24 protein-coding genes and 1 pseudogene are annotated in these 26,627 nt (G+C 63.4%); 12 read left to right on the top strand and 13 right to left on the bottom strand.

Annotated elements, in window-relative coordinates:
* Window positions 1-93: 93 nt before the first annotated feature.
* The 7 genes from LB556_RS16185 (at window position 94) to LB556_RS16155 (ending at window position 7,893) form a co-directional block, all read left to right on the top strand.
* Window positions 94-1,404 carry an amidohydrolase family protein gene (locus LB556_RS16185; protein ID WP_263485287.1) on the top strand — a complete coding sequence of 437 codons (1,311 nt, stop codon included), beginning with the start codon at window positions 94-96 and terminating at the stop codon, window positions 1,402-1,404.
* A 156-nt stretch (window positions 1,405-1,560) separates the two neighbouring features.
* The gene (locus LB556_RS16180; protein ID WP_224568642.1) at window positions 1,561-2,451 is read left to right on the top strand and encodes a BMP family protein; all 891 of its coding nucleotides are present in this window, start codon (window positions 1,561-1,563) and stop codon (window positions 2,449-2,451) included.
* 62 nt (window positions 2,452-2,513) lie between these two features.
* Window positions 2,514-3,614: an ABC transporter permease gene (locus LB556_RS16175; protein ID WP_224568641.1), complete on the top strand. Its 1,101-nt coding sequence runs from the start codon at window positions 2,514-2,516 to the stop codon at window positions 3,612-3,614.
* Window positions 3,615-3,619: 5 nt separating this feature from the next.
* Window positions 3,620-4,552: an ABC transporter permease gene (locus tag LB556_RS16170; RefSeq protein WP_224568640.1), complete on the top strand. Its 933-nt coding sequence runs from the start codon at window positions 3,620-3,622 to the stop codon at window positions 4,550-4,552.
* Window positions 4,553-4,561: 9 nt separating this feature from the next.
* A complete protein-coding gene (locus LB556_RS16165) occupies window positions 4,562-6,103 on the top strand; it encodes an ABC transporter ATP-binding protein (RefSeq protein WP_224568639.1) in 1,542 nt (513 codons plus the stop codon).
* 179 nt (window positions 6,104-6,282) lie between these two features.
* Entirely contained in the window at window positions 6,283-7,212 is a 930-nt protein-coding gene (locus tag LB556_RS16160) for a LysR family transcriptional regulator (protein ID WP_224568637.1), read from the top strand.
* Between the two features lie 99 nt (window positions 7,213-7,311).
* Entirely contained in the window at window positions 7,312-7,893 is a 582-nt protein-coding gene (locus LB556_RS16155; RefSeq protein WP_224568636.1) for an NAD(P)H-dependent oxidoreductase, read from the top strand.
* A gap of 207 nt (window positions 7,894-8,100) precedes the next feature.
* On the opposite strand, the pseudogene scpB reads toward LB556_RS16155, so the two are convergent.
* Window positions 8,101-8,455 (bottom strand): annotated as a pseudogene (gene scpB / locus LB556_RS16150) (SMC-Scp complex subunit ScpB); the annotation flags it as partial.
* Between the two features lie 362 nt (window positions 8,456-8,817).
* On the opposite strand from scpB, the gene LB556_RS16145 reads away from it, so the two are divergent.
* Together LB556_RS16145 and LB556_RS16140 are read left to right on the top strand one after the other, a co-directional pair.
* Window positions 8,818-9,111 (top strand): hypothetical protein, encoded by a 294-nt coding sequence (locus LB556_RS16145; RefSeq protein WP_224568634.1) that lies wholly within the window; start codon window positions 8,818-8,820, stop codon window positions 9,109-9,111.
* 136 nt (window positions 9,112-9,247) lie between these two features.
* A complete protein-coding gene (locus LB556_RS16140; RefSeq protein WP_224568632.1) occupies window positions 9,248-9,574 on the top strand; it encodes a low affinity iron permease family protein in 327 nt (108 codons plus the stop codon).
* Window positions 9,575-9,637: 63 nt separating this feature from the next.
* On the opposite strand, the gene recQ is transcribed toward LB556_RS16140, so the two are convergent.
* Complete coding sequence (gene recQ, locus LB556_RS16135; protein ID WP_224568630.1) at window positions 9,638-11,482, bottom strand: DNA helicase RecQ; 1,845 nt, start codon at window positions 11,480-11,482, stop codon at window positions 9,638-9,640.
* Window positions 11,483-11,740: 258 nt separating this feature from the next.
* Here recQ and LB556_RS16130 point away from each other — a divergent pair, with 258 nt between their 5' ends.
* Together LB556_RS16130 and LB556_RS16125 are read left to right on the top strand one after the other, a co-directional pair.
* Window positions 11,741-13,162: a coniferyl aldehyde dehydrogenase gene (locus LB556_RS16130; RefSeq protein WP_224568628.1), complete on the top strand. Its 1,422-nt coding sequence runs from the start codon at window positions 11,741-11,743 to the stop codon at window positions 13,160-13,162.
* Window positions 13,163-13,340: 178 nt separating this feature from the next.
* Entirely contained in the window at window positions 13,341-14,363 is a 1,023-nt protein-coding gene (locus tag LB556_RS16125) for a glycosyltransferase family 9 protein (protein WP_224568626.1), read from the top strand.
* A gap of 176 nt (window positions 14,364-14,539) precedes the next feature.
* On the opposite strand, the gene LB556_RS16120 is transcribed toward LB556_RS16125, so the two are convergent.
* The 8 genes from LB556_RS16120 to uxaC all read right to left on the bottom strand — a co-directional run bounded on the left by LB556_RS16120 (window position 14,540) and on the right by uxaC (window position 21,707).
* Window positions 14,540-14,878, bottom strand: coding sequence for a cupin domain-containing protein (locus LB556_RS16120; RefSeq protein ID WP_224568624.1), 339 nt, complete (start codon window positions 14,876-14,878; stop codon window positions 14,540-14,542).
* Between the two features lie 10 nt (window positions 14,879-14,888).
* Entirely contained in the window at window positions 14,889-15,653 is a 765-nt protein-coding gene (kduD, locus tag LB556_RS16115) for a 2-dehydro-3-deoxy-D-gluconate 5-dehydrogenase KduD (protein ID WP_224568623.1), read from the bottom strand.
* Window positions 15,650-16,501, bottom strand: coding sequence for a 5-dehydro-4-deoxy-D-glucuronate isomerase (gene kduI / locus LB556_RS16110; protein WP_224568622.1), 852 nt, complete (start codon window positions 16,499-16,501; stop codon window positions 15,650-15,652). The genes kduD and kduI overlap by 4 nt, the downstream gene beginning before the upstream one ends.
* A 22-nt stretch (window positions 16,502-16,523) precedes the next feature.
* Entirely contained in the window at window positions 16,524-17,297 is a 774-nt protein-coding gene (locus LB556_RS16105; protein ID WP_224568621.1) for a FadR/GntR family transcriptional regulator, read from the bottom strand.
* A gap of 115 nt (window positions 17,298-17,412) precedes the next feature.
* Window positions 17,413-18,693 (bottom strand): TRAP transporter large permease, encoded by a 1,281-nt coding sequence (locus LB556_RS16100; protein ID WP_224568620.1) that lies wholly within the window; start codon window positions 18,691-18,693, stop codon window positions 17,413-17,415.
* A 3-nt stretch (window positions 18,694-18,696) separates the two neighbouring features.
* Entirely contained in the window at window positions 18,697-19,221 is a 525-nt protein-coding gene (locus LB556_RS16095; protein ID WP_224568719.1) for a TRAP transporter small permease, read from the bottom strand.
* A 62-nt stretch (window positions 19,222-19,283) separates the two neighbouring features.
* Window positions 19,284-20,261 carry a TRAP transporter substrate-binding protein gene (locus tag LB556_RS16090; RefSeq protein ID WP_224568619.1) on the bottom strand — a complete coding sequence of 326 codons (978 nt, stop codon included), beginning with the start codon at window positions 20,259-20,261 and terminating at the stop codon, window positions 19,284-19,286.
* 33 nt (window positions 20,262-20,294) lie between these two features.
* Window positions 20,295-21,707 carry a glucuronate isomerase gene (uxaC, locus tag LB556_RS16085; RefSeq protein ID WP_224568618.1) on the bottom strand — a complete coding sequence of 471 codons (1,413 nt, stop codon included), beginning with the start codon at window positions 21,705-21,707 and terminating at the stop codon, window positions 20,295-20,297.
* A 173-nt stretch (window positions 21,708-21,880) separates the two neighbouring features.
* On the opposite strand from uxaC, the gene LB556_RS16080 reads away from it, so the two are divergent.
* On the top strand, window positions 21,881-23,386 hold the full coding sequence (locus tag LB556_RS16080) for a mannitol dehydrogenase family protein (RefSeq protein ID WP_224568617.1): 1,506 nt from the start codon (window positions 21,881-21,883) through the stop codon (window positions 23,384-23,386).
* Between the two features lie 136 nt (window positions 23,387-23,522).
* On the opposite strand, the gene LB556_RS16075 is transcribed toward LB556_RS16080, so the two are convergent.
* From LB556_RS16075 to LB556_RS16065, 3 genes are all read right to left on the bottom strand, one after another.
* Window positions 23,523-23,930: a F0F1 ATP synthase subunit epsilon gene (locus LB556_RS16075; protein WP_224568615.1), complete on the bottom strand. Its 408-nt coding sequence runs from the start codon at window positions 23,928-23,930 to the stop codon at window positions 23,523-23,525.
* A 109-nt stretch (window positions 23,931-24,039) separates the two neighbouring features.
* Window positions 24,040-25,635 (bottom strand): F0F1 ATP synthase subunit beta, encoded by a 1,596-nt coding sequence (atpD, locus tag LB556_RS16070; protein ID WP_224568613.1) that lies wholly within the window; start codon window positions 25,633-25,635, stop codon window positions 24,040-24,042.
* Window positions 25,636-25,705: 70 nt separating this feature from the next.
* Window positions 25,706-26,590, bottom strand: a complete 885-nt coding sequence (locus tag LB556_RS16065) for a F0F1 ATP synthase subunit gamma (RefSeq protein WP_224568612.1) — start codon at window positions 26,588-26,590, stop codon at window positions 25,706-25,708.
* Window positions 26,591-26,627: the final 37 nt, after the last annotated feature.

Raw genomic sequence — 26,627 nt, 5'->3', positions numbered from 1 at the left:
TTGCGAATATTTTATCAAACAATTGAAATAATGAATTTGTTTTAATTAATCCTCCATGCTTAGTTTTCCGCTACTACAAGAAAGTGGGGACAAATGGCACGTGATAATCCAACTGTCTCGCTCGCACACCTGTCGCCCGGCCGGCCCTTTGCGCTCACCGGCGGGACAATCGTCACTGCCGATGGTTCACAAGCGGTCAGCGACATCATAGTCGGCGCGGACGGGCGTTTTGTCGCCGTAGAGCCGTTCCTCGACGCCACGTCCTGCGACGCCCGCATCGATATCACCGGCATGCTGGTTTCCCCGGGCTTTGTCGATGCGCACCAGCATTTGGACAAGACCGGCGTGCTGCGCTTCACGCCCAATCCTTCCGGCACGCTGCAGGGCGCCCGTGAGGCCTTTGCCAAGTACGCCCGAACCGCCGGCCCCGAAGACATTCACAAGCGGGCGACGCGCACGGTCGAGCGATGTCTGTCTCGTGGCACGACGGCCATCCGCAGTCATATCAACGTAGACAAGGATGCCCGTTTCCACGGCATGGAGACACTGGCGGCGATCCGCGATGCCGAAAGAGACCGTATCACCCTCCAACTCGTTGCTTTCATGACGCCACATCCCGGCCAGGACTTCGACTGGCTTGAGAAGAACATCGATGGCGCGGTGGCGCTCGCTGATGCCGTCGGCGGCACGCCTGCCGTTTCCGAAGACCCGCCGCGTTATCTCGACATCCTGTTTTCCGCTGCGGTGAAGGCCGGCAAGCCGGTCGACCTGCATCTGGACGAGCACCTTAATGCCGGCGTGCACCTGCTGGATGCCGCCATCGAGAGGGTCGAGCGCTTCGGCATGCAGGGACGCACCGTCTTCAGCCATGTGTCGGTGCTCAGCGCCCTCCCCCGCCGGGAATTCCAGCGTATCGCCGAGCGCATCCGCGCCCTCGATGTCGGTGTTGTCACGCTGCCTGCCGCCAACCTCTACCTGCAAGGCCGCGACGCCGAGATGCTGCCGCCGCGCGGCCTAACGCGCGTCGCCGAGTTGCACCGGGCCGGCGTCACCATCGCCACGGCATCCGACAACATCCAGGACCCGTTCGTGCCAACCGGCTCGGGTGACATGCTGGAAATCGCCCGCTGGACACTCCTCGCAGGCCACCTGCGCGGCGACGAGCTTGCCGCCGCCCACCGCATGATCACGACCGCCCCTGCCCATCTGATGGGTCTCGGCAAGGACTACGGGCTGCGCTCATGTGCCCGGGCCGACTTCGTCGTCACCGATTGCACCGATACCGACACGCTGGTTGCAGGCGGGCCGGATCGCGCCTTCATTTTCTCGAGAGGACGCCTCGTTTCGGAAACGACGACCGCACTCACGCGCGTCGAAAACAGCTGCCTGAAGGAGGACGCATAGCCGATCGGCGACTCCGGGGGGATTGAAACACAATCTAATGGGAGGAACAAAATGAAGAAAACTGCAATTTCACGCCGGTCGCTCCTTGCGTCCGCTCTCGGATTAACGCTCGCCGGAACGATCTGGTCGGGCCTTGCCCATGCCCAAGACTTCAAAATGGGGTTGCTCGTAACCGGCAGTGTAGCCGAGGAGGGTTGGAACCGTATCGCCTACGAAGCGCTGAAGCGCGTGGAGAAGGAACTCGGCGCCAAGATCAGCTATGTCGAGCTGCAACAGAATCCGGCGTCCTTCGAGAAGGCGTTCCGCGACTATGCAAGCCAAGGCTACCAAGTGATCCTGGGCCACGGCTTCGAGTTTCAGGATTCTGCCCAGACCGTTGCCGAGGAATATCCCGATACGGTGTTTCTCATATCATCGAGCAACGTCCATGACGGCAAGGTCATTGGCCTCAATACCGATTCCAGCCAGCCTTTCTACCTGATGGGAGCGATCGCCGCGAAGATGGGTAAGGCAGCGGGGCTGATCGGCGGGATGGAAATCCCGCCGATCAAGGAGGCGCTCGAAGGTTTCGTCAACGGTGCCAAGGATGCCAGCGCGGATTTCAAGGTGAGCCAAGTCTATCTCGGCAACTTTACCGATGCCACCGCCGCGAAGGAAGCTGCCATTAACATGATCCACGGCGGCGCCGATTTTGTCGTGCCCGACGCTGATGCCGCCGGTCTCGGCACAATCCAGGCGGTGCGCGAGGCCGGCCCCGAGATAAGCACATTCAGTATCTTCAGCGACCAGACGGAGATCGCGCCCAAGAACATTCTCGGCACTTACATTGCCGATTACGGACAGGGCGTGGTGCGCATCGTCAAGGGCATAAAGGAAGGGACGGTGCCGACCTCGAACGTCGATTTCGGCCTGAAGGACACAGACGTCGTCAAGTTCTCCTACAACGACAAGGCCGCTCATCCCGTGTCGGAGGACGTGCGCAAATATGTCGAGGATGTAAGGGCCAAGATAATCGCTGGCGAAATCAAAACGCGTCATCGACAGTAAGGCTCGCCTTCCGGAGCGCCGGCTGCCCGGCGCTTCGTCCTCCCGTCTCCAGGTGGAGTTCAATGGCCGACATCAACATCCCCCCACCCACGAATGCCACATCGATATTGGCCGGCGCGTCGCTCCGCGCCGGCTTGAGCAGGCTCGCCAAAGCAACTGCACCTCCTGTCGTGGCGGTGCTGCTCGCACTCCTAGCGGGGGCGGTTCTTCTTGCGGTGACCGGCTTCTACGCGTTCGACATCTTCACCGTAATGGTGAATGGCGTGTTCCAGGATGTCGGCTCCATCGCCGAAATGCTGCTCAGGGCGACACCGTTGATCCTGATCGGCATCGGCCTTTGCGTGGCTTTCCGCTGCAGCATCTGGAATATCGGCGCAGAGGGGCAGTTCTATGCCGGCTCCTGCGCAGCGACATTCTGCGGTGTCCAGTTCGCCGGCCTGCCGTCATGGGCCCATATCCTGCTCATTCTGGTCGCCGGCGCAGCCGCAGGCGCGCTTTGGGCGGCGATTGCCGGCCTGCTGAAGGTTCTTTTCAACGCCAGCGAGATCGTCACGACGATCATGCTGAACTATATCGCGATCTTCATGACCAGCTATCTAGTCACAGGCCCGTTGATGGAGTCTGGTGCTGCCTATCCGCAGTCTGCAAAACTTCTGCGCGAAGTCTGGCTGCCACGTGTTGTACCTTCTACCAGGCTGCATATTGGCATCCTTATTGCGGTAGCGCTTGCAATGATCATCTACGTTTTCCTGTTCCGCAGCAGCGCCGGCTATGCGGTACGAATCGTGGGCATCAACTCGCACGCCGCGCGCTATGCCGGCATCAGCGTGCGCCGGAGCATCCTGCTCGCCATCTCCATAAGCGGCTCCATGGCGGGACTCGCCGGCGCGATGCAGATCGCCGGCGTCACCCATCGGCTCTACCAGGATATTTCACCCGGCTACGGCTTCGAGGCCATCGCAGTCGCCTTACTTGCGAACAACAACCCGGTCGGCGCGATATTTTCAGGCATTCTCTTCGCAGTGCTGGATTCAGGATCGGAGCTGATGCAGATCAACGCCCAGGTGCCGCAAGTGCTGGTTTTCATCATACAGGGCATGGTGATCTTGTCGGTCGTCGGGTTCGCGGCATTGAAATTCCAGTCCGCGCGTCCGCAGGAGTAAAAGCCATGGATCACATCCTCACACTCGGCTTTCTGGCCACCACCCTCGGCGCGACCTGGCGGCTCGCCACCCCGATCATCTTCGCCTCGGTGGGCGAGGTAATCTCTGAACGTGCTGGTGTGCTTAACATAGGCCTTGAAGGCACCATGCTTATCGGCGCGTTTACGGGATTTGCCACAGTCTACGCGACAGGCAATCTACCGCTAGGCTTCCTCGCCGCTGGGGCCGCCGGGGCCTTGGCCGGCCTTCTCTTCGCGTTCTTCGCGATCACCATCAAGGCGAACCAGATCATCGTCGGCGCCGCGCTCAACCTTCTTGGCCTTGGATTGACCTCATTTCTCTTCCGAACCTATCTAGTCCAGACAGGTCAAGGCGTGCAGATCGTTCCAGCGATGGATGTTCCTTTGCTCAGCCAAATCCCATATTTCGGAACACCGCTCTTTCGGCAGAACGTTGTCGTCTATTCGACGATCCTCGTAGCGCTCGGCGCCTATTTCCTGCTCTTCCGCACCTCTTTCGGCCTGACACTGAGGGCGGTGGGCGAACACCCCAAGGCCGTCGATGTTGGCGGTCGAAGCGTGGCACTCTACCGATACGCGGCGGTCCTAATCGGCTGTTCGCTCGCCGGGCTGGGCGGCGCCTATCTGACACTGGCGCACGCGAACCAGTTCGTCGAGGGCATGACGTCTGGCCGCGGATTCATCGCGCTCGCGGTCGTCGTGTTTGCGAGATGGTCGCCCATCGGCGCCTTCTTCGTGTCGCTGCTCTTCGGCATGTTTTACGCCCTACAATTGCAGTTGCAGGCGGAGCCGAGCATCCACATTCCTTATCAGGTGCTGCAGGCCATGCCCTATCTCGCCACCATCGTTGCCCTGCTTCTGGTGCGTAACCGGACCGACACTCCGGCGACTCTCGGCGTTCCCTACCGCAAGGTCTAGGAGAGAACTATGCATGTGCAGCCCTTCCTCCGCATGGACAACATCCGCAAGCGGTTCGGCAGCGTCATCGCAAGCGCCGGCGCGACGATCGAGGTCGAAGAGGGTGAGATCTATGCGCTGCTCGGCGAAAACGGCGCCGGCAAGAGTGTTCTGATGAACATCCTGTGTGGTATCCTCACGCCGGACGAGGGCGAGATCGTCTTCCGCGGCGCGCCGCTCAGGCTCGGTTCGCCGGAGCAAGCGGTCCGCCACCGCATAGGCATGGTGCATCAGCACTTCATGCTCGTCCCCAGTTTGACGGTGACCGAGAACTATATGCTGGGCCAAGGTTCGCCACTTCGGCTGCTCAGCCGGATGCGGGCCGTCTCATCGCGCATTAGCGAACTCAGCGATCGCTACGGACTAGACGTGCGACCGGATTCGGTGGTGCGGAATCTGTCGGTGGGCGAGCAACAGCGTGTCGAAATTCTAAAAGTGCTCTACCATGGCATCGACCTGCTGATCCTGGACGAACCGACCGCCGTGCTGACGCCTCAGGAAACGGACCGACTGCTCGACTTGCTGCGCGGTTTGGTGAAGGAAGGCAAGACCGTTATTTTCATTTCGCACAAGCTCGATGAAGTGATGCGCGTCAGCGATCGTGTCAGCGTCATGCGAGATGGCCGGGTCGTATTCACGACCAAGACCAGTGAGACGGACCCGCGCGAACTCGCCCGCATGATGGTGGGCCGCGATGTGCTCATGGATTTGCCACGCACTGCGGCGCAGCCCGGTCGGGTAGTACTTGCGGTCACCAATCTTCACTGCAACAACGAGCTTGGCCTGCCTGCGGTTCGGGACATTTCCCTCGAAGTCAGGCAAGGCGAGATCGTCGGGATCGCAGGCGTGTCCGGCAACGGTCAGAGCGAGCTGGCGCTCGCCATGACGGGGCTGGTTCCTACAACGGCTGGCTCTATAAAGCTGAATGGCGAGGAACTCCGAGGGCTTTCCCCCAGCGCGATCAACCGCCGGCCCTTCGCTCATGTTCCCGAGGATCGGCACAAGATGGGGATCGTGCTGCCGCTTCCGTTGACAGAAAACGTCATCCTGCAGCGCTACAATCAGGCGCCTTTTTCGGTTCGAGGGCTGCTCGACCTGAATGCGATCGCCGACCACGCACGCGATCTGGTTAGGCGCTTTAAAGTGAAAGCGCGCGATGTCGACGTGCTCATCCACACGCTTTCGGGCGGCAATCAGCAGAAGCTGGTTGTGGCTCGTGAGCTGGCGCGACGTCCGGATTTCCTGCTTATCAACCAGCTTACGCGCGGGATTGATATCGGCGCGATGGAGTTCGTGATGCAGGAGGTGCTCAAGGAACGCGAGGCTGGCAAGGCCATCATGCTGATCTCCACCGAGCTCGAGGAGCTTTTCGCCATCTGCGACCGGATCTTGGTCATCTATGAGGGGCGCATTATTGGCGAAGTACCACCCGACCGTAGCCGGCTCGACGAGCTCGGCCTGCTTATGGCAGGCAAACGGATCGACACAGCACCCGCCGCGACGCTGATGTAATACGGCCATGTCGGTCGGTGATGCGGTCATGCCAGCGGTTGCTGCCCGTCAATTAGACACACGAAACAATTTCTTCCTTCAATCGCGATTGCGCAATGATCCTGTCTGCGCCTAATCTGAAACGACAAGGCTTGCCCCTTATGCGAGGCGGCGTCGACAGGCTTCACGGACAATCGCGTATGAATGTGACGCTCAGGCAGTTGCAGGCCTTTGTCTCCGTTGCCGACCTAGGTCGCTTTAACTTGGCGGCTGCACACCTCGGTCTGACGCAGTCGGCGGTCAGCATCATGATCAAGGATCTCGAAACCGAGCTGAAGCAGCGCCTGTTCGACCGCCACACCCGCATGGTAAGTCCGACACTGGCAGGCCGCGAATTCCTGCCCCAGGCGCGCAAAATCCTCGCCGACCTTGAGATCGCCGTCGGCAATATTCACGAGCTCAACACCCTTGGTCGAGGCCGCGTCACGGTGGCCTCGGCGATTGTACTTGCAGCGACGCTGGTGCCGCCGGTTATCGCGCGTTTCGTCAGCCGCTATCCGGACATTGTCGTACAGATCAGGGACATGCCGGAAGAAGAAATCCGTCCCGCCTTGACCCGCAATGAGGTCGATCTTGGCATCGGCACGCTGTCCGGCGACGACGCCGAGATCGATGCCACGCTGCTCGGTCGCGATCGGCTGACGCTCGTCTGCCGCGCCGACCATCGCCTGGCGTGCCAAACTGAGGCACGCTGGAGCGATCTGAAAGGCGAGACATTGATTGGACTCGCCAAGGAAAACCCCCTCCGGGACATGGTTGATCATGCGCTGCTGAAGGCCGGCGCTGAGCTGCGGACGAAGTATGAGGTCCGCTTTTCCACGACGGCCATCAGCATGATCGCGGAGGGGCTTGGCGTGTCGATCCTGCCCGAGAATTCGCAACAGCTCACCGCCTCGGTCAACGTCAAGTCGATCCTGCTTACCCAACCGACGATAAGCCGAGACATATCGCTTCTACAGAACCGCCAGTTCATGCTGTCTCCCGCCGCCGCTCGGATGAAAGAATTTTTCATCCAAGCGCGGCAAATGGCCATGGCAGATCGCGGGCCGCTCGCTCATGCTCAAAGATGAAATTTTCCAAACCACTTATCCCGACAATGAAATTGCTTTCGCCAAGGATGCGACTTTCAATACGCCTTGGAGCAGACGCTTCGGATGGCGGGGTGACCGATGAAAGTGCTGTATATCTATTGTCATCCCTTGCCGGAGAGCTTTCACGCCGCGCTCCGCGAGCAGGCGCTCGCCGGCATGAGGGAGGCGGGCCATACCGTGGATCTGATGGATCTCTATGCCGAGAACTTCGACCCGGTCCTCACCACTGAAGGTCGGCGTCACTACCACGAAACTCCAAGCAATCGGGAGGGGTTGGAGGAACCTATCGAACGTCTCCAGCAAGCGGAAGCGCTGGTCGTCCAGTTCCCGACCTGGTGCTTCGGCCCGCCGGCAATGCTCAAGGGTTTCTTCGATCGTGTGCTGATGCCAGGCGTGGCCTTCGACATCAGCGACCCAACCAATGTGCGCCCCATGTTGACGAACATCCGCAAAATCGTGGGTATCGTCACTTATGGCCGGCCGCGTTACATGGCACTGTACATGGCAGACCCGCCCCGAAAGATCATCCGACGCTACCTGAAATGGTTCACCAAAGGCGCGCGCACCGAATATTACGCGCTCTATCACCTTAACGTTGCTAGCGACAACGCCCGCAAACGGTTTCTGTCCAGAGTGCGGACTTCGATGGCGGCGTTATAACCACGATTTGGTAGGTAATGATCTACCTGAAGGTTTGAATACTGTGACCGAGTCAGAAATGCGGCCGCAGGAGAAATTAAGAAACTTAACACTCACACTTGCACGATCAGCCTACCTTGGCCTTGGCAGTTACTATCCCTGCGCCTTAAGCTCGGAATGGGAGCAAGCCTGCGTGGATGGTTTCTATGCCGAACTTGACCAGAAACCTCAGATGGCACCGCTCAGCAACTTCTCCTTCGACAGCAGGCCGGCGTCCTCGAGTGCCTCGAAATCCGGCAGGTCGCGTAGCGTGTCGAGGCCGAACTCGAGCAAGAATTCTTTCGTGGCCACATAGGTGTAGGGCGACCGGGCGTCGGGCTGCGCGGACCGGAGCCGATCAGGTCGGCACCGCGCAGATGGCCGATCAGATCGCAAGAAACTTCTTTGCCAAAAAACGACGACAGTTCGGCGCGGGTGATCGGCTGGAAGTAGCGATGCACATCAGCACCAGCACGTGCGACTGCGTCAGGTCGGCCGTCTTCTCACTTCCACCGACGGCCGTACTGATGGCGGCCGCATATGCGGCCGATAGTTCGCGGCAGCGGCGCCGGCATGGGTCGAATGGCCCCAGTCGTGCCCGCGAGAATGTTCATGGTGAAAGGCTCTCAGGTCAAAATGTATCGTGCTATGTAGCGTTGTTTGTATCGCTGGAAGGATGGGCCGCCGGGAGAAAGGCGGGAAATTGATGTTTTGCCCGATTGCGGGTTAGAGTCCCTCCCTCTCCGCCATTTCCTCTAATTGCAGATGCTGAGGTCATAGTCTCGCGCCATCGTCGAGACCCGATGACACGCGCGCGGCGGGCGCGACCGGATTTACGCGGACCGGAAAATTAGACGGCGATGCCGGGGAACCAAAGCATGTTCCTCAAGTTCGATATCCGTTTCCATGGAGATCGAGTTCAGCATGCAAGGTCGAGGGCCAATCAAGGCAGCGCTTCGAGCGCAGGCCGATGAGGTACGCATCAACATCGGCGTGCTCCAGCAGGAGCTGGCCGCCAACCGCAAAACCGTCGTTGGCGCGTTGCGTTTGGGGTACGAGATAAAGTCGAGCAAGGCGCTTCTGGCGCGCCTGGAAAGGGTATTGGCGCAGTACGCGCCGGGCTGCCTGCATGACGACACCGCGGCGCGGGGGCGCTCCGAGAAGGGCTCGCAACCGCAAGGCTCCCATTGCAGCCTCTGACGCTTCAGGCATTCGCGACGGCCCATCAGCCCCAGGCGACCCGGCCTGATGGCTCTCCCGGCCGAGAAGTGTGTTGCACGGCAGCTTCGCCGGCGTGCCTCGCCGGAACCTGCGCTGCCGTCGAAAGTTCCTGGTCATGGCAAATCACCCGATCACCGGCGCGCTTACCGCGATCGGCACGTGGACGTCCCGTCCAGCAGCATTCCTGGTGCTGCTGGCCTATGCGATCTTGTGGATAGTTTTCGATCGGCAAAGCTTGAACTGGCATGGAGCGGCCACGCTCCTCACCTGGGCCATGACGCTGTTCATTCAGCGGGCGGAGCATCGCGACACGCAGGCCATTCATGCCAAGTTGGACGAGATGCTGAGATCAAGCACTTCGGCTTCGACCATCACCCGCATTGACGATGAAGAACCGGAGGAAATCGAAAAGGAGCGCAGTCGCAAACAGCAGGGCGACTGACATTGCTCGGAAGTTCGGCCCGCTGCTCATCCCTACCGCCTCGAGCCGCGCCATCTCTCGCGATCAGGCCGATCCGTCGGATTGATGCGCCGCAATCGCCGCCAGGAAAACCTCCCCGAATTCCTTGAGCTTCGCCCCTCCCACGCCATTCACTTCGGCGAAGGCGTCGAGGTCGCGCGGCCGGCGGTCGGCCATGTCGATCAGCGTGCGGTCAGAAAACACCACATAGGCCGGCACCTGGCGCTCCTTGGCCAGCCGCAGCCGCAGCGCCTTGAGCGCTGCCAGCAGCGAGGCATCGACGCCCTCGGCGCCGGCGGCGGCGCTTTCCCCGGAGCGCTTCCTGCCCCGCGCGAGAGGATCCCGCGTCTCGACGCGATACTGGAATGCAAGCTCGCCGCGGCCGAGCGCGCGGCCGCTTTCGGAGATGGCGAGACCGCCATGGCCCTCGGGATCCGGTATCAGGAACCCGCCGGCGACCAGTTGCCGGACCAGCGACAGCCACACTGTCCTCCTGTGCGCGGCGCCGGCGCCAAAGCTGCTCAGCCTCTGATGGCCTCTCGCCAGCACCTTCTCGGTCTCATGGCCAAGCAGGATGTCGATGACATGCGCCGCGCCGAAGCGCTCGCCGCTTTGCGCGACCGCCGCCAGGATCTTCCGCGCCTCGGCGCTGCCATCGGCGCGCGGCGCCTGATCGAGGCAATTGTCGCAGTTGCCGCAGGCCTGGGCCTCCTCGCCGAAATAGCCGAGCAGCACCTGGCGGCGGCACTGCGCCGTCTCGCAATAGCCGATCAGAGTGTCGAGGCGGCGATGCGACCGTCTCTTGTGCTCTGGCGAGGCGTCCTCGTCGTCGATGAACAGCCGCCGCATGCGGATGTCGCCAAGACCGTAAAGCATATGTGCCTCGGCCTCGCGGCCGTCGCGGCCGGCACGGCCGATTTCCTGGTAGTAGGCCTCGAGGCTGCCCGGCATATCGGTGTGGAAGACATAGGCGACATCAGGCTTGTCGATGCCCATGCCGAAGGCGATGGTCGCCACCATGACGACACCGGACAAGGTCATGAAGGCGTTTTGATTGGCCTCACGCGCCTCCTTGCTCATCCCGGCGTGATAGGCGAGCGCGGTGACGCCGTTGCGCTCCAGAAAGGCCGCGATCTCCTCGGTCTTCTTGCGTGACAGGCAGTAGATGATGCCGCTCTTGCCGGCATGGCGTCCTATGAAGCCGAGCAGCTGCCGCTTGCTGTCCTGCTTGGGCGCGATGGCCAGCTTGATGTTGGGCCTGTCGAAGCCCAGCACCAGCGTTTCGACCCGCTCGGCGAACAGCCGGGCGGCGATGTCACCGCGCGTGCTCTCGTCGGCCGTCGCCGTCACCGCGATGATCGGCACATTGGCAAAGATGCCGCGTAACCGCGACAGGTCTTCATATTCGGGCCGGAATGCCGGGCCCCATTGCGAGATGCAATGCGCCTCGTCGATGGCGATCAGGCTGATGTCGAGCCTGGAAAGCGCCTCCAGCATGCGCTCGGTCATCAGCCGCTCCGGCGCCAGGTAGAGCAGCCGCGTCTGGCCTGAAGCGACCCGGCGCCAGGCCGCCACATTGGCCTCGCGGTCGAGCGAGGAATTGATCGTATCGGCGGCGACGCCGGCAAGCCGCAGCGCCGCGACCTGATCCTGCATAAGCGCCACCAGCGGCGAGACGACGAGGGTGAGCCCGCCCAGGACCAGCGCCGGAACCTGGTAGCAGAGCGATTTTCCCGCCCCCGTCGGCATCACGGCCAGCACATGGCGCCCGCCGAGCAGCGCGTCCATGACCTCGGCCTGGCCGGGGCGGAAATCGTCGAAGCCGAACACGTCCTTCAGCACGCGCCGCTTGGGGTCCTCGGCCCGAATGTTCGCCGCCTGTGCCTGCATCAGGCGACCGCCCGACTGGGCTCGGTTTTTCGGGGATTGGAGAGGATGTGGAAACCGGTCAAGAGACGCTCCGCGTGGTGCCTTGGAGTAGCGCAGCCACCACCGGGCCGCAACAGGGCGGGGACTTTCTTGACCCCTCGTGGTTTCGAGCCCTTCGCCCTGTGTGGCGAAGCCACGCCTTCCCCAGCGGCACACGCACCCTGCTGGATTCCTCGGCGCCGCGATGTAAGCTTGAGCGGATACGCCAGGGAGGGCGCGATGCTGCAAGTGAAACAGGATGTGCTGAGCGAACGGCTCCAGCTGCAGCGCGCCGCTTTCGAGAAGCAACCCTTCGCGGACCTCGGCCTGAGAAAGGACCGCCTGAAACGCCTGCTGGCGCTCACCGAGCGGCACGAGACCGAAATCTGCGCGGCGATCGATGCCGACTTCGGCGGTCGCTCGGCGCACGAAACGCGACTTGCGGAACTGTTTGTCGTGCGTGCCGGCATTCGCCATGCCCTTGCGCATGTCGGCGGCTGGATGCGGGAGCGCCGGGTTGCCACCACCTTGCCCTTCCTGCCGGGCAAGAACCGCCTTCTGCCGCAGCCGCTCGGCGTCGTCGGCATCGTCTCGCCCTGGAACTATCCCTTTCAGCTCGCCGTCGCGCCGGTCACGGCAGCGCTCGCCGCCGGCAACCGCGTCCTGGTAAAGCCCTCCGAACTGACGCCTGCTTTCTCCGAACTGTTGGCCAGGCTGGCCGGCGAGCACTTCGCCCCGGATGAACTCAGCGTCGTCGCCGGCGATGCGGAGATGGGGAAGGCCTTCGTCGCGATGCCGTTCGATCATCTGCTGTTTACCGGTTCGACCGCGGTCGGCCGCCAGGTCGCGATCGCCGCCGCCGCCAACCTGACACCGGTCACGCTCGAACTCGGCGGCAAGTCGCCGGCGATCCTGGACCCCTCCTGCGATCTCGACACGGCAACGGCCAGCGTCGCCTACGGCAAGCTGTTGAATGCCGGGCAGACCTGCATCGCACCGGACTACCTGCTGGTGCCGAAGGGACAGGCAGGCACGGTCGCCGCCAAGCTCGCCGCCGCCGTGGCGCGGCTCTACCCCTCGCTGCGCGACAACCCCGACTATACCGCCATCATCAGCGACCGGCATTACCAGCGCCTGCGCGCCATGATCGCGGAAGCCCGCGACGCCGGCGCCGATATCACCGAGATCAACCCGGCCGGCGAAGACCTCGGCACTGCGGGCCGCAAGCTTCTGCCGACCCTGGTCGGCAACGCCGGCCCGGACCTGCGGTTGATGCGCGAGGAGATCTTCGGCCCGGTGCTGCCGATCGTCGAATACGCCACGGTCGACGACGCCATCGACCATGTGAACCGGGCCGACCGGCCGCTGGCGCTCTACTGGTTCGGCAACGACAGCGGCAACCGCCAACGCATCCTGCGCGAGACCGTCGCCGGTGGCGTCACCATCAACGACTGCATGCTGCACCTGGTGCAGGAGAACCAGCCCTTCGGCGGCGTCGGCGCCAGCGGCATGGGCGCCTATCACGGCGAATGGGGGTTCCGTACCTTCAGCAAGGAGAAGCCGGTCTTCCTGCAGTCGCGCTTGAGCGCGGGAGCCCTGCTGCGCCCTCCCTACGGCAGGACGTTCGAACGGCTTTTCGGTCTGCTCAGGCGCATCACCTGACCATCGTCGGCGTTTTAGTGCCGCAATGACCAGCGCATCGGCGACGATATCGGTTGATACCGCTCCCTATCGTTGCGTTTGAAGCATGTTCCCTCTGGATTCGGTCGGGATTTGCTGTCTTTTTGCACGATCTTTTCCGGCTTATTCCCGACCTCATAGCTAACGGATCCGCCTGGCCATGGATTTGCCCGCGCCGCTGCTTATCTTCTACGGCCGCAACGACGCCCTCGGCGACGGGTTGCTGAGGATACCGGCCTTGCGGGCGGCAAGAACGGCCTTCCCGCGAAGCCATATCGTCTATGGCAGCCAGGGCAAGTCCTCGCTTACGGGCATGTTGCACAAGCATGCCGCTCCCCTCGTCGACGATTTCAGGACGATTGTGCCGCTTTCCGCCATTCTGGCTGAGTTCGCCCGGCCCGGCGGACGAACGACGGTCGTCGACTTCCGGGCGGGCGTGCCCGGGCTGATGGTGACCGGATTACAGCTTTTCGGCCGCGGCGTCCGCTACGAGCCCAATTTTGCCGGCCACCTCCTGTCGCTGCGGTGGGGCACAAGATGGACCTTGCGGCCCGAACACAATGCCTGGCGCTACCACCGGCTGATCGAGCGCCTCGCCGGCCGGCACTTGCCATTCGACCATCGGCTCGATGTCCCGCAGGCCGCCCGGACCCAGGCGCGCCGGCTTCGCGGAACCGGCGACCGGCCGCTGATCTTGCTTGGCGGCAATGCCAGCGGCGCCAAGTTCATGAGCGAGGCCCAGGTCGCTGCCGTAGCCGGCAATCTCATCGATGCCGGTTATCAGGTTCTGTATCTGGCAACCCCGGGCGACGGACCGACTCCGCAGGCCCTTCTCGCCAGGGAGAGCCGTCTTTCGGTGATCGGTCCGGAACTCGGGCTCGGAGTCGAGGCGTTCGGCGACCTCCTGCTGGCGCTTGGCGAGATGGCTGCCGCCTATGTCGGCATGGAAGGCGGGCTGGGGCACCTGTTCGCCACGGTCATGACACCGACGGTGATCGTCAACAACGGCGCCAATCTCGAGCGGTGGCGGCCGCTGTCAAACCGGGTCGAGGTGGTGACGGCGCCGAGGCGCGGCAGAACAGCCAACGTCGCCGACACGCCGGTCGAGGCCATTCTCGAGGCCACGCACCGCTTGCTCGCCGCCGGTCGCCGTGACCACGCGGATTTAGGTCTATTAAGTTAAGCTTATATTCACCACGATCCGGCAAGTTTGCAGTCCTGCGGTGATGTTTTGAGCACCGCGGCGTCACAAGCGCCCAGGCAACGCCCGCGCCTCTTCGGAGGAGCGGGTTTTGATTTGCGCAAGGGATCACGCAAGCACGCATCCTTCGCCCGGCTCACGGCAAACTGGCGGCGTCGTCAGGTCAGAAAATCAGACCGGCGCGGCGTAAAGCTGTCGACCAGCCGCCCCGCCTCCAGCGCCTTGACGCCATGCACGAGGCCGGACGGCACGATGAAGCTGCCGCCGGTCTCCAGGATGTCGGTCCGTCCGCCGATGGTCACTTCGAAGCGGCCTTCGGCGACATAGCTTGCCTGCACATGCGGATGCGAATGCAGCGCGCCGACGCCACCCTTGTCGAAGCCGAATTCGACCATCATCAGGTCTTCGGTGTAGAGCAGAACGCGCCGGCGATTGCCGTCCGGGGTCGGCGTCCAGGCGCCTTCCCCGGCGTGCGCGAAAATCTTCGGCTCGGTCATCGTCATCTCCTCACCGCGCCAGCCAGCCGCCGTCGACCGGCACCACCGCGCCATGCATGTAGTTCGAGGCCGGCGCCAGCAGGAAGACGGCGGCATCGCCAATGTCTTCCGGCTCGCCCCAGCGGCCGGCCGGGATGCGTCCGAGGATGGCGGCACTGCGGTCGGGATCGGCGCGCAGTGCCTGCGTGTTGTTGGTCTCGATATAGCCCGGCGCTATGCCGTTGACGTTGATGCCTTTGGCCGCCCACTCGCAGGCGAGCAGACGGGTGATGCCGAGCACGCCATGCTTGGAAGCCGTGTACGACGCGACCCGGATGCCGCCCTGGAAACTCAGCACCGAGGCGATGTTGACGATCTTGCCCTGGCGGCCGCCGGCAAGGACGCGCCGGGCAAAGGACTGGCAGAGCAGGAAGACCGTCTTCAGATTGACGTCGAGCACGTGGTCCCAATCGGCTTCGCCGAATTCGACGGCATCGGCGCGCCGGATGATGCCGGCATTGTTGACCAGGCCGTCGAGCGGTCCGCTGTCTTGCCAGACCCGGTCGAGCATAGGTCCAGCCGCCGCCGTGTCCGCGAGGTCGGCGGCAACGGCCTCGAACTGCCCGCCCACTTCTGAAACCCTCTCCGCCGTCTCGGCCATCGACGAGCGGCCGACACCGATCACCGCGCCCCCCGCGCGCGCGATCGAGACCGCGATGCCTTGGCCGATGCCGGTGTTGGCGCCGGTCACCAGGATGCGCCTGCCGGCCAGGCTGAAGGCCGTGAAGTCGCTCACCGCAGCGCGTCCATCGCCACCGGATCGACATCGGTATAGTCGACATTATCGCCGGCCATGGCCCAGATGAAGGCGTAATTGGACGTGCCGGCGCCCGAGTGGATCGACCACCCCGGCGACAGCACCGCCTCCTCGTTGCGCATGACGATGTGGCGTGTCTCGTCCGGCTCGCCCATGAAATGGAAGACACGCGCCGCCTCCGGCAAGTCGAAATAGAGATAGGCCTCCATGCGCCGGTCATGCACATGGCACGGCATGGTGTTCCAGATCGAGCCTGGCGCCAACTGCGTCATGCCGACGACGAGCTGGCAGGTTTTTGTTCCTCCGGCATGGATGAACTGGAAGATCGAACGTTCGTTGCAGGCTTCCTTGCTGCCGAGATCGAGGCGCTTGGCGTCACCGATGCGGATCAGCCGGCTGGGATGGGCCTGATGCGCCGGTGCGCTGAGCAGATAGAACTTGGCCGGCGTGGCCTTGTCGGCTGAAGCGAATGACACATCGCTGGAGCCCATGCCGAGATAGAGCATGTCGCGCGCCTGCAGGTCGAAGGACTGGCCGCCGGCTTCGATCGTGCCGGCGCCGCCGATATTGACGGCGATCAGTTCGCGCCGGTCGAGAAAACCCTTGGTGCCGGTCGGCTTGATCGCTTCCAACGGCAATGCCGCCGCCACCGGCATGGCGCCGCCGACGATCATGCGGTCGTAGTGCGTGTAGGTAAGGCTGATGCGGTCGGGCTGGAAGAGATCCCCGATATGGAAATTGTGGCGCAGTTCGTCCGTTCCCATGGCGGCGGCGGCCGCCGGGTCGATGGCGAAGCGCGAAGTGTAGTCGGTGTGGTTCTGGCTCATCTCTGTCCTGACTTCTGGTGGATCATTCGCCGGCGGCCGCCTTGACCGTGCTGGCGTAATAGGCTTGCCGCGCCTGCAGGCGCTCGCGGTAGCGTTGCTGGCTGGCGCCGAGATGGGTGCGCATCGCCTCGCGCGCGGCTTCGGCATCGCCCGCCGTGATCGCGTTCAGGATCACCAGATGCTCGCGCTGCAGCCCACGCTGATAATCATCGGATTGCACCAGTTCGGTCGACCATGGCGAGGTCACGTCGCACGGAATGGCGCGCCGGCCGAGCACGTCGAGCATCTCGACATAGAACGGGTTGTTGGTGGCGCTGGCGATGGCGCGATGAAAGGCGAGGTCGGCCGGTCCGGTCGGCTGGCTGTCGAGCAGCAGCCGCTCGAACTCGAAGAAGGCTTCCTGGATCGCCGCCTCCTGCGCGGCGTTGCGGCGGATCGCGGCGAGCCCGGCCGATTCGATCTCGATCGCCAGCCGCACTTCGAGCACGTTGAGCGCGATGGAATCCTTGCTGCCCATGTCGGCCGCCAGCGCGCCGAACATGGTCGAGATGTGCTCGGTGACGAAGACGCCGGCGCCCTGCCGCGGCTCGACGAGGCCGTCGGCGGCAAGCTTGGCCAACGCCTCGCGGATGACGGTGCGGCTGACGCCGAAGGTCTCGGTCAACTGACCCTCGGTCGGCAGCTTGTGGCCGGGCAGGATCTCCCCGGCCTGCAGCTGCCTGCGGATCGCCGCCACGACTGTCTCCGACAGCTTGGGCTTTCTTTCGACCCTGAGGTCGTTTGCCGTATCGGACACCTGGGTGACCTCCTAAAGCAATTCCGGGACAGATGCATGGCTGTTTCCCCGTCCGGGATTGCGTAAAAACAACGAATTGTAGCGGTTCAGCGATCCGACCGATCGCTGAACCGCCCTAATGGAACAGGCCCGGCAGCCACAATGAGATTTCCGGTATGTAGGTGACAAGCATCAGCACGGCGAAGGCGGCGCCATAGAACGGCCAGATCGAGCGCATCGCGGTCCAGATCGGAATGCGGCCGATGGCGCAGCTGACGAACAGGACCGCGCCGACCGGTGGCGTGCAAAGCCCGATGCCGAGATTGAGGATGAGGATCACGCCGAAATGCACCGGATCGACGCCATAGGCCATGACCACCGGCAGGAAGATCGGCGTGGTGATGATGATCAGCGGCGACATGTCCATGAACGTGCCGAGGATGAGCAGGATGAGATTGAGCAGCAGCAGGATGACAAGCTTGTTGTCGGATACCGAGTGCAGGAAGGCGACGAGCGAGGCCGGCACCCTGAGATAGGCGAGCAGCCAGCCGAAGGCGGCCGCGCAGCCGATGATCATCAGCACCATCGCCGTTGTCCGCACCGCTGCCGTCGTGGCGGCGACGAAGTCGCTCCAGCCCATCGAGCGGTAGATGACCAGCGTCACCAGGAAGGCGTAGACGATGGCGATGCAGGAGCTTTCGGTGGCGGTGAAGATGCCCGAGCGGACGCCCCCGAAAATGATGCCGATCAGGATCAGGCCGGGAATGGCGGCGACAAGCAGTTGCAAGGCCCGGCCGAACCCGGCGAACGGCTCCGTGGGATAGCCGCGCCGGCTGGCGACCCAATAGGCCGTCGCCATCAGCGATAGCGCCAGCAGCAGGCCTGGGATGATACCGGCCGTGAACAGGTCGGCGATCGAGATGCGGCCGCCGGCCGAGATCGAATAGATGATCATATTGTGCGAGGGCGGGATCAGCAGCGCGATGATGGCGCCGACCGATGTGATGTTGACGGCATAGTCGACGCCATAGCCGCGCGCCTTCATCTGCGGGATCATCAGTCCGCCGACCGCCGAGGCATCGGCCACCGCCGATCCCGAAATGCCGCCGAACAATGTCGATGCAGCGATGTTGACCTGCCCCAGGCCGCCGCGCAGATGGCCGACCAGGGAGCCCGCCAGAGCGACCAGCCGCGCGGCGATGCCGCCACGCACCATCAGGTCGCCGGCGAAGATGAAGAACGGAATGGCCATCAGCGAAAAGACGCTGACGCCGGAATTCAGCCGCTGGAACACCACGACCGGAGGCAGGCCAAGCGTGAGGATGGTCGCGAAGCTGGCGACGCCGAGGCAGAACGCGATCGGTGTGCCGATGAGCAGCAGGAAGACGAAGGTGCCGAAGAGAACGGTGAGTGCCATGGCTCAAAGCTCCTCGCCGGTCGCATGGATGTCGGCATCGACGGGCAAGCCGGCAAAACGTCCGGCCAGCCGCTCCAGCGAAAACAGGCAGACCAGCGCGCCGCCCAGGATGACCGGCAGGAAGCTGACGCCCCCCGGCAGGGCAAGCGAAGGCATCACCGTGTTCCAGGTCAGCCTGGCCAGTTGGACGCCATAGACGATCATGCCGGCCCCGAACGCCAGCACGACAAGATCGGAAATGCTGCGCAGCACCGCCTTGGCCGAAGCAGGCAGGATATAGAGCAGCACGTCGAAGCCGAGATGCGTGCGCTCGCGCACCCCGACGGCGGCACCGAGAAAGATGAACCAGCCCATCAGCAGGACCGAGAAGGATTCGGTCCAGCTCGGCGAACGGTTCAGCACATAGCGCGAGAACACCTGCCAGAAGATGATGATCGTCATCACCGTCAGCCCGGCGCCACTGACCCAAAGTGACAGTCGGGCGAGCCCGGAGAGCACGCGTTCCGCGCCCAGCCAGAACCCTCGCATGCGCGGCTCGCCCGAAGGCAGCGCGGGGACCTCCGCGCTGCTCGGTTCGTTGCCTGCGTGGTTCATTTCTCGGCCTGTATGCGCGCGGCCAGGTCCTTCAGCTCGGGCGTCGACAGATACTTGTCGTAGACCGGCTTCATCGCGTCGATCAGCGGCTGCTTGTCGATTTGGCTGACCTTGACGCCGGCGGCCTCGACGATGCCGCGCGACTTCTTCTCCTGCGCGTCCCAGAGTTCGCGCATCTTGCCGACGCTGTCCTTGGCCGCCTGGCGCACGATCGCCTGGTCTTCCGGCGACAGCTTGTCCCAGCTTGCCTTCGACATGACCAGCACTTCCGGCACGATCTGGTGTTCGTCCAGCGTGTAATGCTTGGCGACTTCGTAGTGCTTGGCGGACTCGAAGCTCGGCCAGTTGTTTTCCGCGCCGTCGATGACGCCGGTCTGCAGCGCCGAATAGACTTCGCCATAGGCCATCGGCGTCGCATTGGCGCCAAGCGCGTTGACCATGTCGACGAAGACGTCCGACTGGATGACGCGGAACTTCATGCCTTTCATGTCCGCCATCGAGGTGATGTCCTTCTTGGTGTTGTAGAAGGACCGCGCGCCCGAATCGTAGAAGGCGAGACCGACGAGATCATGCGCCTCGAACGCTTTCAGGATCTGGTCGCCGATCGGCCCGTCCATGACGTGGCGCATGTGCTCGACCGAGCGGAATATATAGGGCAGCGACGGCACGGCGGTCTCCGGCACGATGCCGTTGAACGGTCCCATCGAGACACGGTCGAGGTCGATCACGCCGGCCTGGGTCTGCTCGATCGTGTCTTTCTCTTCGCCGAGCTGCGCCGAGTGATAGACCTCGATCGAATAGCGGCCGCCGGTGCGCTGCTTGATCAGGTCGCCCATGTACTTGACCGCCTCGACGGTCGGGTAGCCGTCCGGATGGGTATCCGAGGATCGCAGCACGGTTTCGGCGTTGGCGATGCCGATCAGCAGCGAGCCGAAGGCAAACGTGGCCGCCGTCAACTTCGAAAAATGCAACATGACTTCCTCCCTTTTGAAATCGGAACGTCCGGCTCAGAGCCGGTACGCATTCTTGGCAAGCGTGTAGGCAAGCTCCTTCGCGAGTTCATGCGCCTCGTCCTCGCGCAGCCGGTGCTCCGCGACGAGACGCGCCAGGAACGCGCAATCGACCCGCCGCGCCACGTCGTGGCGGGCCGGAATTGATGGAAAGGCGCGCGTGTCGTCGTTGAAGCCGACAGTGTTGTAGAAGCCGGCGGTCTCGGTGGTCATCTCGCGGAAACGGCGCATGCCTTCCGGGCTGTCGTGGAACCACCAGGCCGGCCCGAGCTTCAGCGCCGGATAGACGCCGGCCAGGGGCGCCAACTCGCGCGCGTAGCTGGTCTCATCAAGAGTGAACAGGATGACGGTCAGGTCGCGCTCCAGCCCGACGCAATCGAGCAGCGGCTTCAGCGCCGTCACATAGTCGGTGCGGGTCGGTATGTCGAAACCCTTGTCCCTGCCGAATTTCTGGAAAACACCAGGCGAATGATTGCGCATGGAGCCGGGATGGATCTGCATGACCAGCCCGTCATCCCGGCTCATCTTGGCCATCTCGGTCAGCATCTGGGCGCGAAACAGCTTGCGCTCGCGCTCCTCCTGCGAGCCGGCGCGAATCCGGTTGAACAGTTCCTGTGCCGCGGCGTCGGAAAGGTTGGCGGTCTCCGCCGTCGGATGGCCGTGGTCCGACGAGGTCGCCCCGAAGCTCTTGAAGAAGGCGCGCCGCTGGCGGTGCGCATCGAGATAGCCGGCCCAGGTCCCGGTGTCGCAGCCGGTGATTTCGCCGAGCCGGTCGAGATTGGCCGCAAAACCCTCGAAATCGGGATCCACGACGGCGTCCGGCCGATAGGCGGTGACGACGCGGCCCTCCCAGCCGCTGTCGCGGATCGTCTGGTGCCATTTGAGATCGTCGAGCGCGCCTTCGGTCGTCGCGATGACCTCGATGTTGAAGCGCTCGAAAAGGGCGCGAGGACGGTAGTTCTCCCACTGCAGCACCGTCGCGATCGTGTCGAAGTGGCGATCGGCGGTTGCTGCGCTCAGCGGCTCCTCGATGCCGAACAGATCGGCAAGCACATGGTCGAACCAAAGCCGGGTCGGCGTGCCACGGAAGAGATAATAATGTTCGGCGAACAGCCGCCAGATCGCCCTGCCGTCGGTCTCGACGGGCGACCCGTCGAGGGTCGGCACGCCGAGAGCCTCCAGCCGTACGCCCTGGCTGAACAGCATGCGGAAGATGTAATGGTCAGGCACGATCAGCAGTTGCGCGGGATCGAGGAACGGCTCGTTCAGCGCATACCAGCGCGGATCGGTGTGCCCGTGCGGGCTGATGATGGGGAGGTCCTTGATGCCGGCATGGAGATCGCGGGCGACCGACAGCGCGCGCGCCTCGGCTGGAAACAGCAAATCCGCATTCGTCAGTGCCACGGCCATCCTCCCGGTCCCTATCGGTAGGGTTGGCCGGAAATAATGTCAACATACAAAAATCCGATTGTTGTATGATGACTTTTGAGCCAAGCTGAGCATTGTCGGTAAGCGCCACCGGTGTTACGCCGCTTGCGACGCGCCCGAAGATCACGTTTTTCAGCAGAAGAGCACCCCGACCGATGACGGATCGCCTTTCCAACCGCACGGCGCACGCATTGCCCACCGAGGTCGCCGCGCCCCGCTACGATCGCAGCACGGTTGAACCGGGCATCGTGCATCTCGGCGTCGGCGCCTTTCACCGCGCCCACCAGGCCGCCTATATCGATGAATGCCTGGCGGCCGGCGAGACGGGCTGGGGCATAACAGGCGTGTCGCTACGCAGCGCCGATACGCGCGACGCGTTGGCGCCGCAAGACGGGCTGTACACCTTGGCGGTGCGCGACAGCGGCGGCGAGGAACTGCATGTCATCGGCTCCATCGGTTCGATGCTGGTCGCCCCGGAAGACCCGGTCGCGGTGCTGGCGGCGCTGACCGATCCGGGAACCCGCATCGTGACGCTGACCATCACCGAGAAGGCCTATCTGCGGGCGGCCGGCGGCGGATTGGACGCGGCGCATCCCGACATCGTCCACGACCTCGCCAATCCGCAAACGCCCAAGACCGCGCATGGTTTTCTGACCGAAGCGCTCATCCGCAGGCTGGCTGCAGGCACACCGCCCTTCACCGTGCTCTGCTGCGACAACCTGCCGGCCAACGGCGCCACCTTGCACAGGCTGCTGATCGAATTCGCCACGCTGCGCGATGCCGACCCCGGTTCGGCGGGCGATGCCGCAATCGCCGGCCACATTGCCGATCATGTCGCGTTTCCCTCGAGCATGGTCGACCGCATCGTGCCGGCGACGACCGACGCCGACCGGGCGCGGATATCGGGCGAACTTGGTGTCGAGGACGCCTGGCCCGTGATGACCGAACCCTTCCGCCAATGGGTGATCGAAGACGATTTCCCGACAGGCCGTCCGGCCTGGGAGAAATTCGGCGTCACCATGGTCGGGGATGTCGCCCCCTTCGAGGACATGAAACTGAGGTTGCTCAACGGCGCGCATTCGGGCATCGCCTATCTCGGCCTGCTCAGTGGCCACGCCACGGTCGACAGCGCCTTCGCCGATCCGGCGATAAGGCGGTTCGTCAATGCGCTGTGGGAAGAGGCCAAATCGACATTGCCGGACGATGCCGGCCTCGACCCATCGGCCTATACGGCCGAGCTTGCCGAGCGTTTCTCGAACACGGCCCTTGCCCACCGCACGGCGCAGATCGCCAATGACGGCAGCCAGAAACTGCCGCAGCGCATCATCGCCTCGGCTATCGAGTGCCTCGAGGCCGGCACCGAACTGGTCCACCTCACGCTGGTGGTTGCAGCCTGGATCGCCGCTTGCACGGCGCGGGGAAAGACATTGCCGGAGGGCCATTTCACCGATCCGCTCGATGCGCCGCTGACGGCGCTTTTGAGCCAGCAACTGCCGGCGAACGAAACCGTGACCGGAGTGTTCGACCTGGCCGGCTTCGCCAGGGACCACGCCGAGCGCCAGACGCTGATCGAACTTGTCGCCATCCATCTCGTCCACCTGCGACGGGACGGCACGACCTTGGCCTTCGCCGCGCTCGGCATAGAGGGCGCAGGGTCGTAGGGCGGAACTGGCGCGGATCGGCAGGCGCCAGAGGACTTTGAGGGCGGCGCGACGGCATCGCAGCCACTTGAATTCCCGCCAGCTCAACAAAAAGCGAGGCAAGGCCCCGCTTTCAGTCACTTACTCCAGAAGAACTTCAGGCCGGCAGAATGGCGCCTTCCAGCGTGGTGAGCTGGCTAAGGAACTGTTCCGCCTTGCTGCGCACCTGGTCGTCCTTGGCGTCGTTGGCGTCTTCCCTGGCTTCCTGGATGCGGCGGGCGAGATCAGCGCGATCCAGATCCTTCACCGCGACAGCCGACTCCGCCAGCAGCGTGCAGCCGGCCGGAACGATGTCGGCGAAGCCGCCGAACACGACATAGCGTTCTTCGCTGCCCGAGGCGCTCTTCACCGTGACGACACCCGGCTTGATCGTGGTCATGACCGGTGCGTGATGGGCCATGACGGTCATCTCGCCTTCTGCACCCGGAATGACGACGGATTCGACCTCGGCGGAAACCAGCAGGCGCTCCGGAGAAACCAGTTCGAACTTGAAAGCTTCAGCCATGTCAATTTAGTGAGTAGGTAATAGTGAGTAGGAAGTAGGGAGAGAGGACAACTATCCGATCGCCCAGCCACCATTCACGACTGACTACTGACTACTCCCTATTCCCTGATTAAGCCGCTTCAGCCGCCAGGCGCTGTGCCTTCTCGACCGCCTCGTCGATACCGCCGACCATGTAGAAGGCGGCTTCCGGCAGGTGGTCGTAGTCGCCGTTGCAGAGGCCCTTGAAGCCCTTGATGGTGTCGGCGAGGTCGACGAGCTTGCCCGGCGCGCCGGTGAACACTTCGGCGACGAAGAACGGCTGCGACAGGAAGCGCTCGATCTTGCGCGCGCGGGCCACCGTCTGCTTGTCCTCTTCCGAGAGCTCGTCCATGCCAAGGATGGCGATGATGTCCTGCAGCGACTTGTAGCGCTGGAGGATCGACTGCACCTGGCGGGCGACGCCATAGTGCTCTTCGCCAACGACCAGCGGGTCGAGCATGCGCGAGGTGGAATCGAGCGGATCGACGGCCGGATAGATGCCCTTTTCGGCGATCGAACGGTTCAGCGTCGTCGTCGCGTCAAGGTGAGCGAACGAGGTCGCCGGCGCCGGGTCGGTCAAGTCGTCGGCCGGCACGTAGATCGCCTGCACCGAGGTGATCGAGCCCTTGGTGGTGGTGGTGATGCGTTCCTGCAGCGCGCCCATGTCGGTGGCGAGCGTCGGCTGATAACCCACGGCCGACGGGATGCGGCCGAGCAGCGCCGACACTTCCGAGCCCGCCTGCGTGAAGCGGAAGATGTTGTCGACGAAGAACAGCACGTCCTGGCCCTGGTCGCGGAAATATTCGGCGACCGTCAGGCCGGTCAGGCCGACGCGGGCGCGCGCGCCCGGCGGCTCGTTCATCTGGCCGTACACCAGCGCCGCCTTCGAGCCTTCGCCGCCGCCCTTCTTGTTGACGCCGGATTCGATGAACTCGTGGTAAAGGTCGTTGCCTTCGCGGGTGCGCTCGCCGACGCCGGCGAACACCGAGTAACCGCCATGCGCCTTGGCGATGTTGTTGATCAGTTCCTGGATCAGCACGGTCTTGCCGACACCGGCGCCGCCGAACAGGCCGATCTTGCCGCCCTTTGCGTAGGGAGCCAGGAGGTCGAGCACCTTGATGCCGGTGATCAGGATCTGCGCTTCCGTCGACTGTTCGATATAGGCCGGAGCCGGCTGATGGATCGAGCGCAGTTCGACCGCGTCGACCGGGCCTGCTTCGTCGACCGGTTCGCCGATGACGTTGATGATGCGGCCGAGCATGCCCGGGCCAACCGGAACGGCGATCGGGCCGCCGGTGTCGCGCACTTCCTGGCCGCGCACCAGACCTTCGGTGGAGTCCATGGCGATGCAGCGCACGGTGTTTTCACCCAGATGCTGGGCAACTTCGAGCACCAGGCGGTTGCCGACATTGCTGGTCTCGAGCGCATTCAGGATCGGCGGCAGCTGCTCGCCGAACTGCACGTCGACGACGGCGCCGATGACCTGCCGGACTTTGCCGACAACACCAGTTGCCTTGATCGCCACTGCCGAGGTCTTGGCCGCGGCTGCCTTGGCCGGCGCTGCCGCCGCTTTGGCCGGAGCCGCCTTCGCGGCTGCCGCTGGAGCCTTTGCCGCCTTCGCGGGAGCCGCTGCCTTTGGGGTCGCCATCTTGGGGGCCGCCGTCTTTGGGGTCGCTGCTTTCGCCATCGTCTTTACCCTTTTCGTCCTTTGTTTCTCACGCGGTCCGGTTCGCGGGACAATGACCCGCCGACCGCGCCTAGAGCGCCTCGGCGCCCGAAATGATTTCGATCAGTTCCTTGGTGATCTGCGCCTGCCGCTGGCGGTTGTAGGTGATCGACAGCTTGTTGATCATCTCGCCGGCGTTGCGCGTCGCATTGTCCATGGCGCTCATCTTGGCGCCCATCTCGCCCGCCGCGTTCTCGAGCAGCGCACGGAAAACCTGAACCGCGATGTTGCGCGGGATGAGGTCGGAGAGGATTTCGCCCGGCTCCGGCTCGTATTCATAAACGGCATTGCCGCCATCCGTTGCTGCGGCAGGCGTGGAGGCCAACCCGGCAGGAATGATCTGCTGGGCGGTCGGAATCTGGCTGATCACCGACTTGAACTGCGAGTAGAACAGCGTGCAGACGTCGAAGGCGCCCTCGTTGAACAGGTGGATGACCTTGCGGGCGATCGCGTCGGCATTGACGAAGCCGAGCGTCTTGACCTCGCGCAGATCGACGCGGTCGATGATCATCGAGGCGTAATCGCGGCGCAGGATGTCGAAACCCTTCTTGCCGACGCAGATGATCTTGACCTGCTTGCCGTCGGCCAGAAGCCGGCGGATATGGTCGCGGGCATGACGGGCGATCTGCGAATTGAAGCCGCCGCACAGGCCACGCTCGGCGGTGCAGACGACGAGCAGATGCACGTCATCCTTGCCGGTTCCGGTCATCAGCGCCGGAGCATCGCCACCGCCGCCGACCGCCTGGGTGATGTTGGCCAGGACGGAACCCATGCGCTCCGAATAGGGACGCGCCGCTTCCGCTGCCTCTTGCGCACGGCGCAGCTTCGCCGCGGCGACCATCTGCATCGCCTTGGTGATCTTCTGCGTCGCCTTGACCGAGGCGATACGGTTACGAAGGTCTTTTAATGAAGGCATGCTTCAAACCTGATCCCGTCTTCTCTCATCCGGACTG

This window comes from Mesorhizobium sp. ES1-4, assembly GCF_020164745.1.
In the GTDB taxonomy this organism is placed as follows: Bacteria; Pseudomonadota; Alphaproteobacteria; order Rhizobiales; family Rhizobiaceae; genus Mesorhizobium.
The sequence above is the reverse complement of the archived record's forward strand: the minus strand, read 5'-3'. Positions and strand labels throughout refer to the sequence as shown.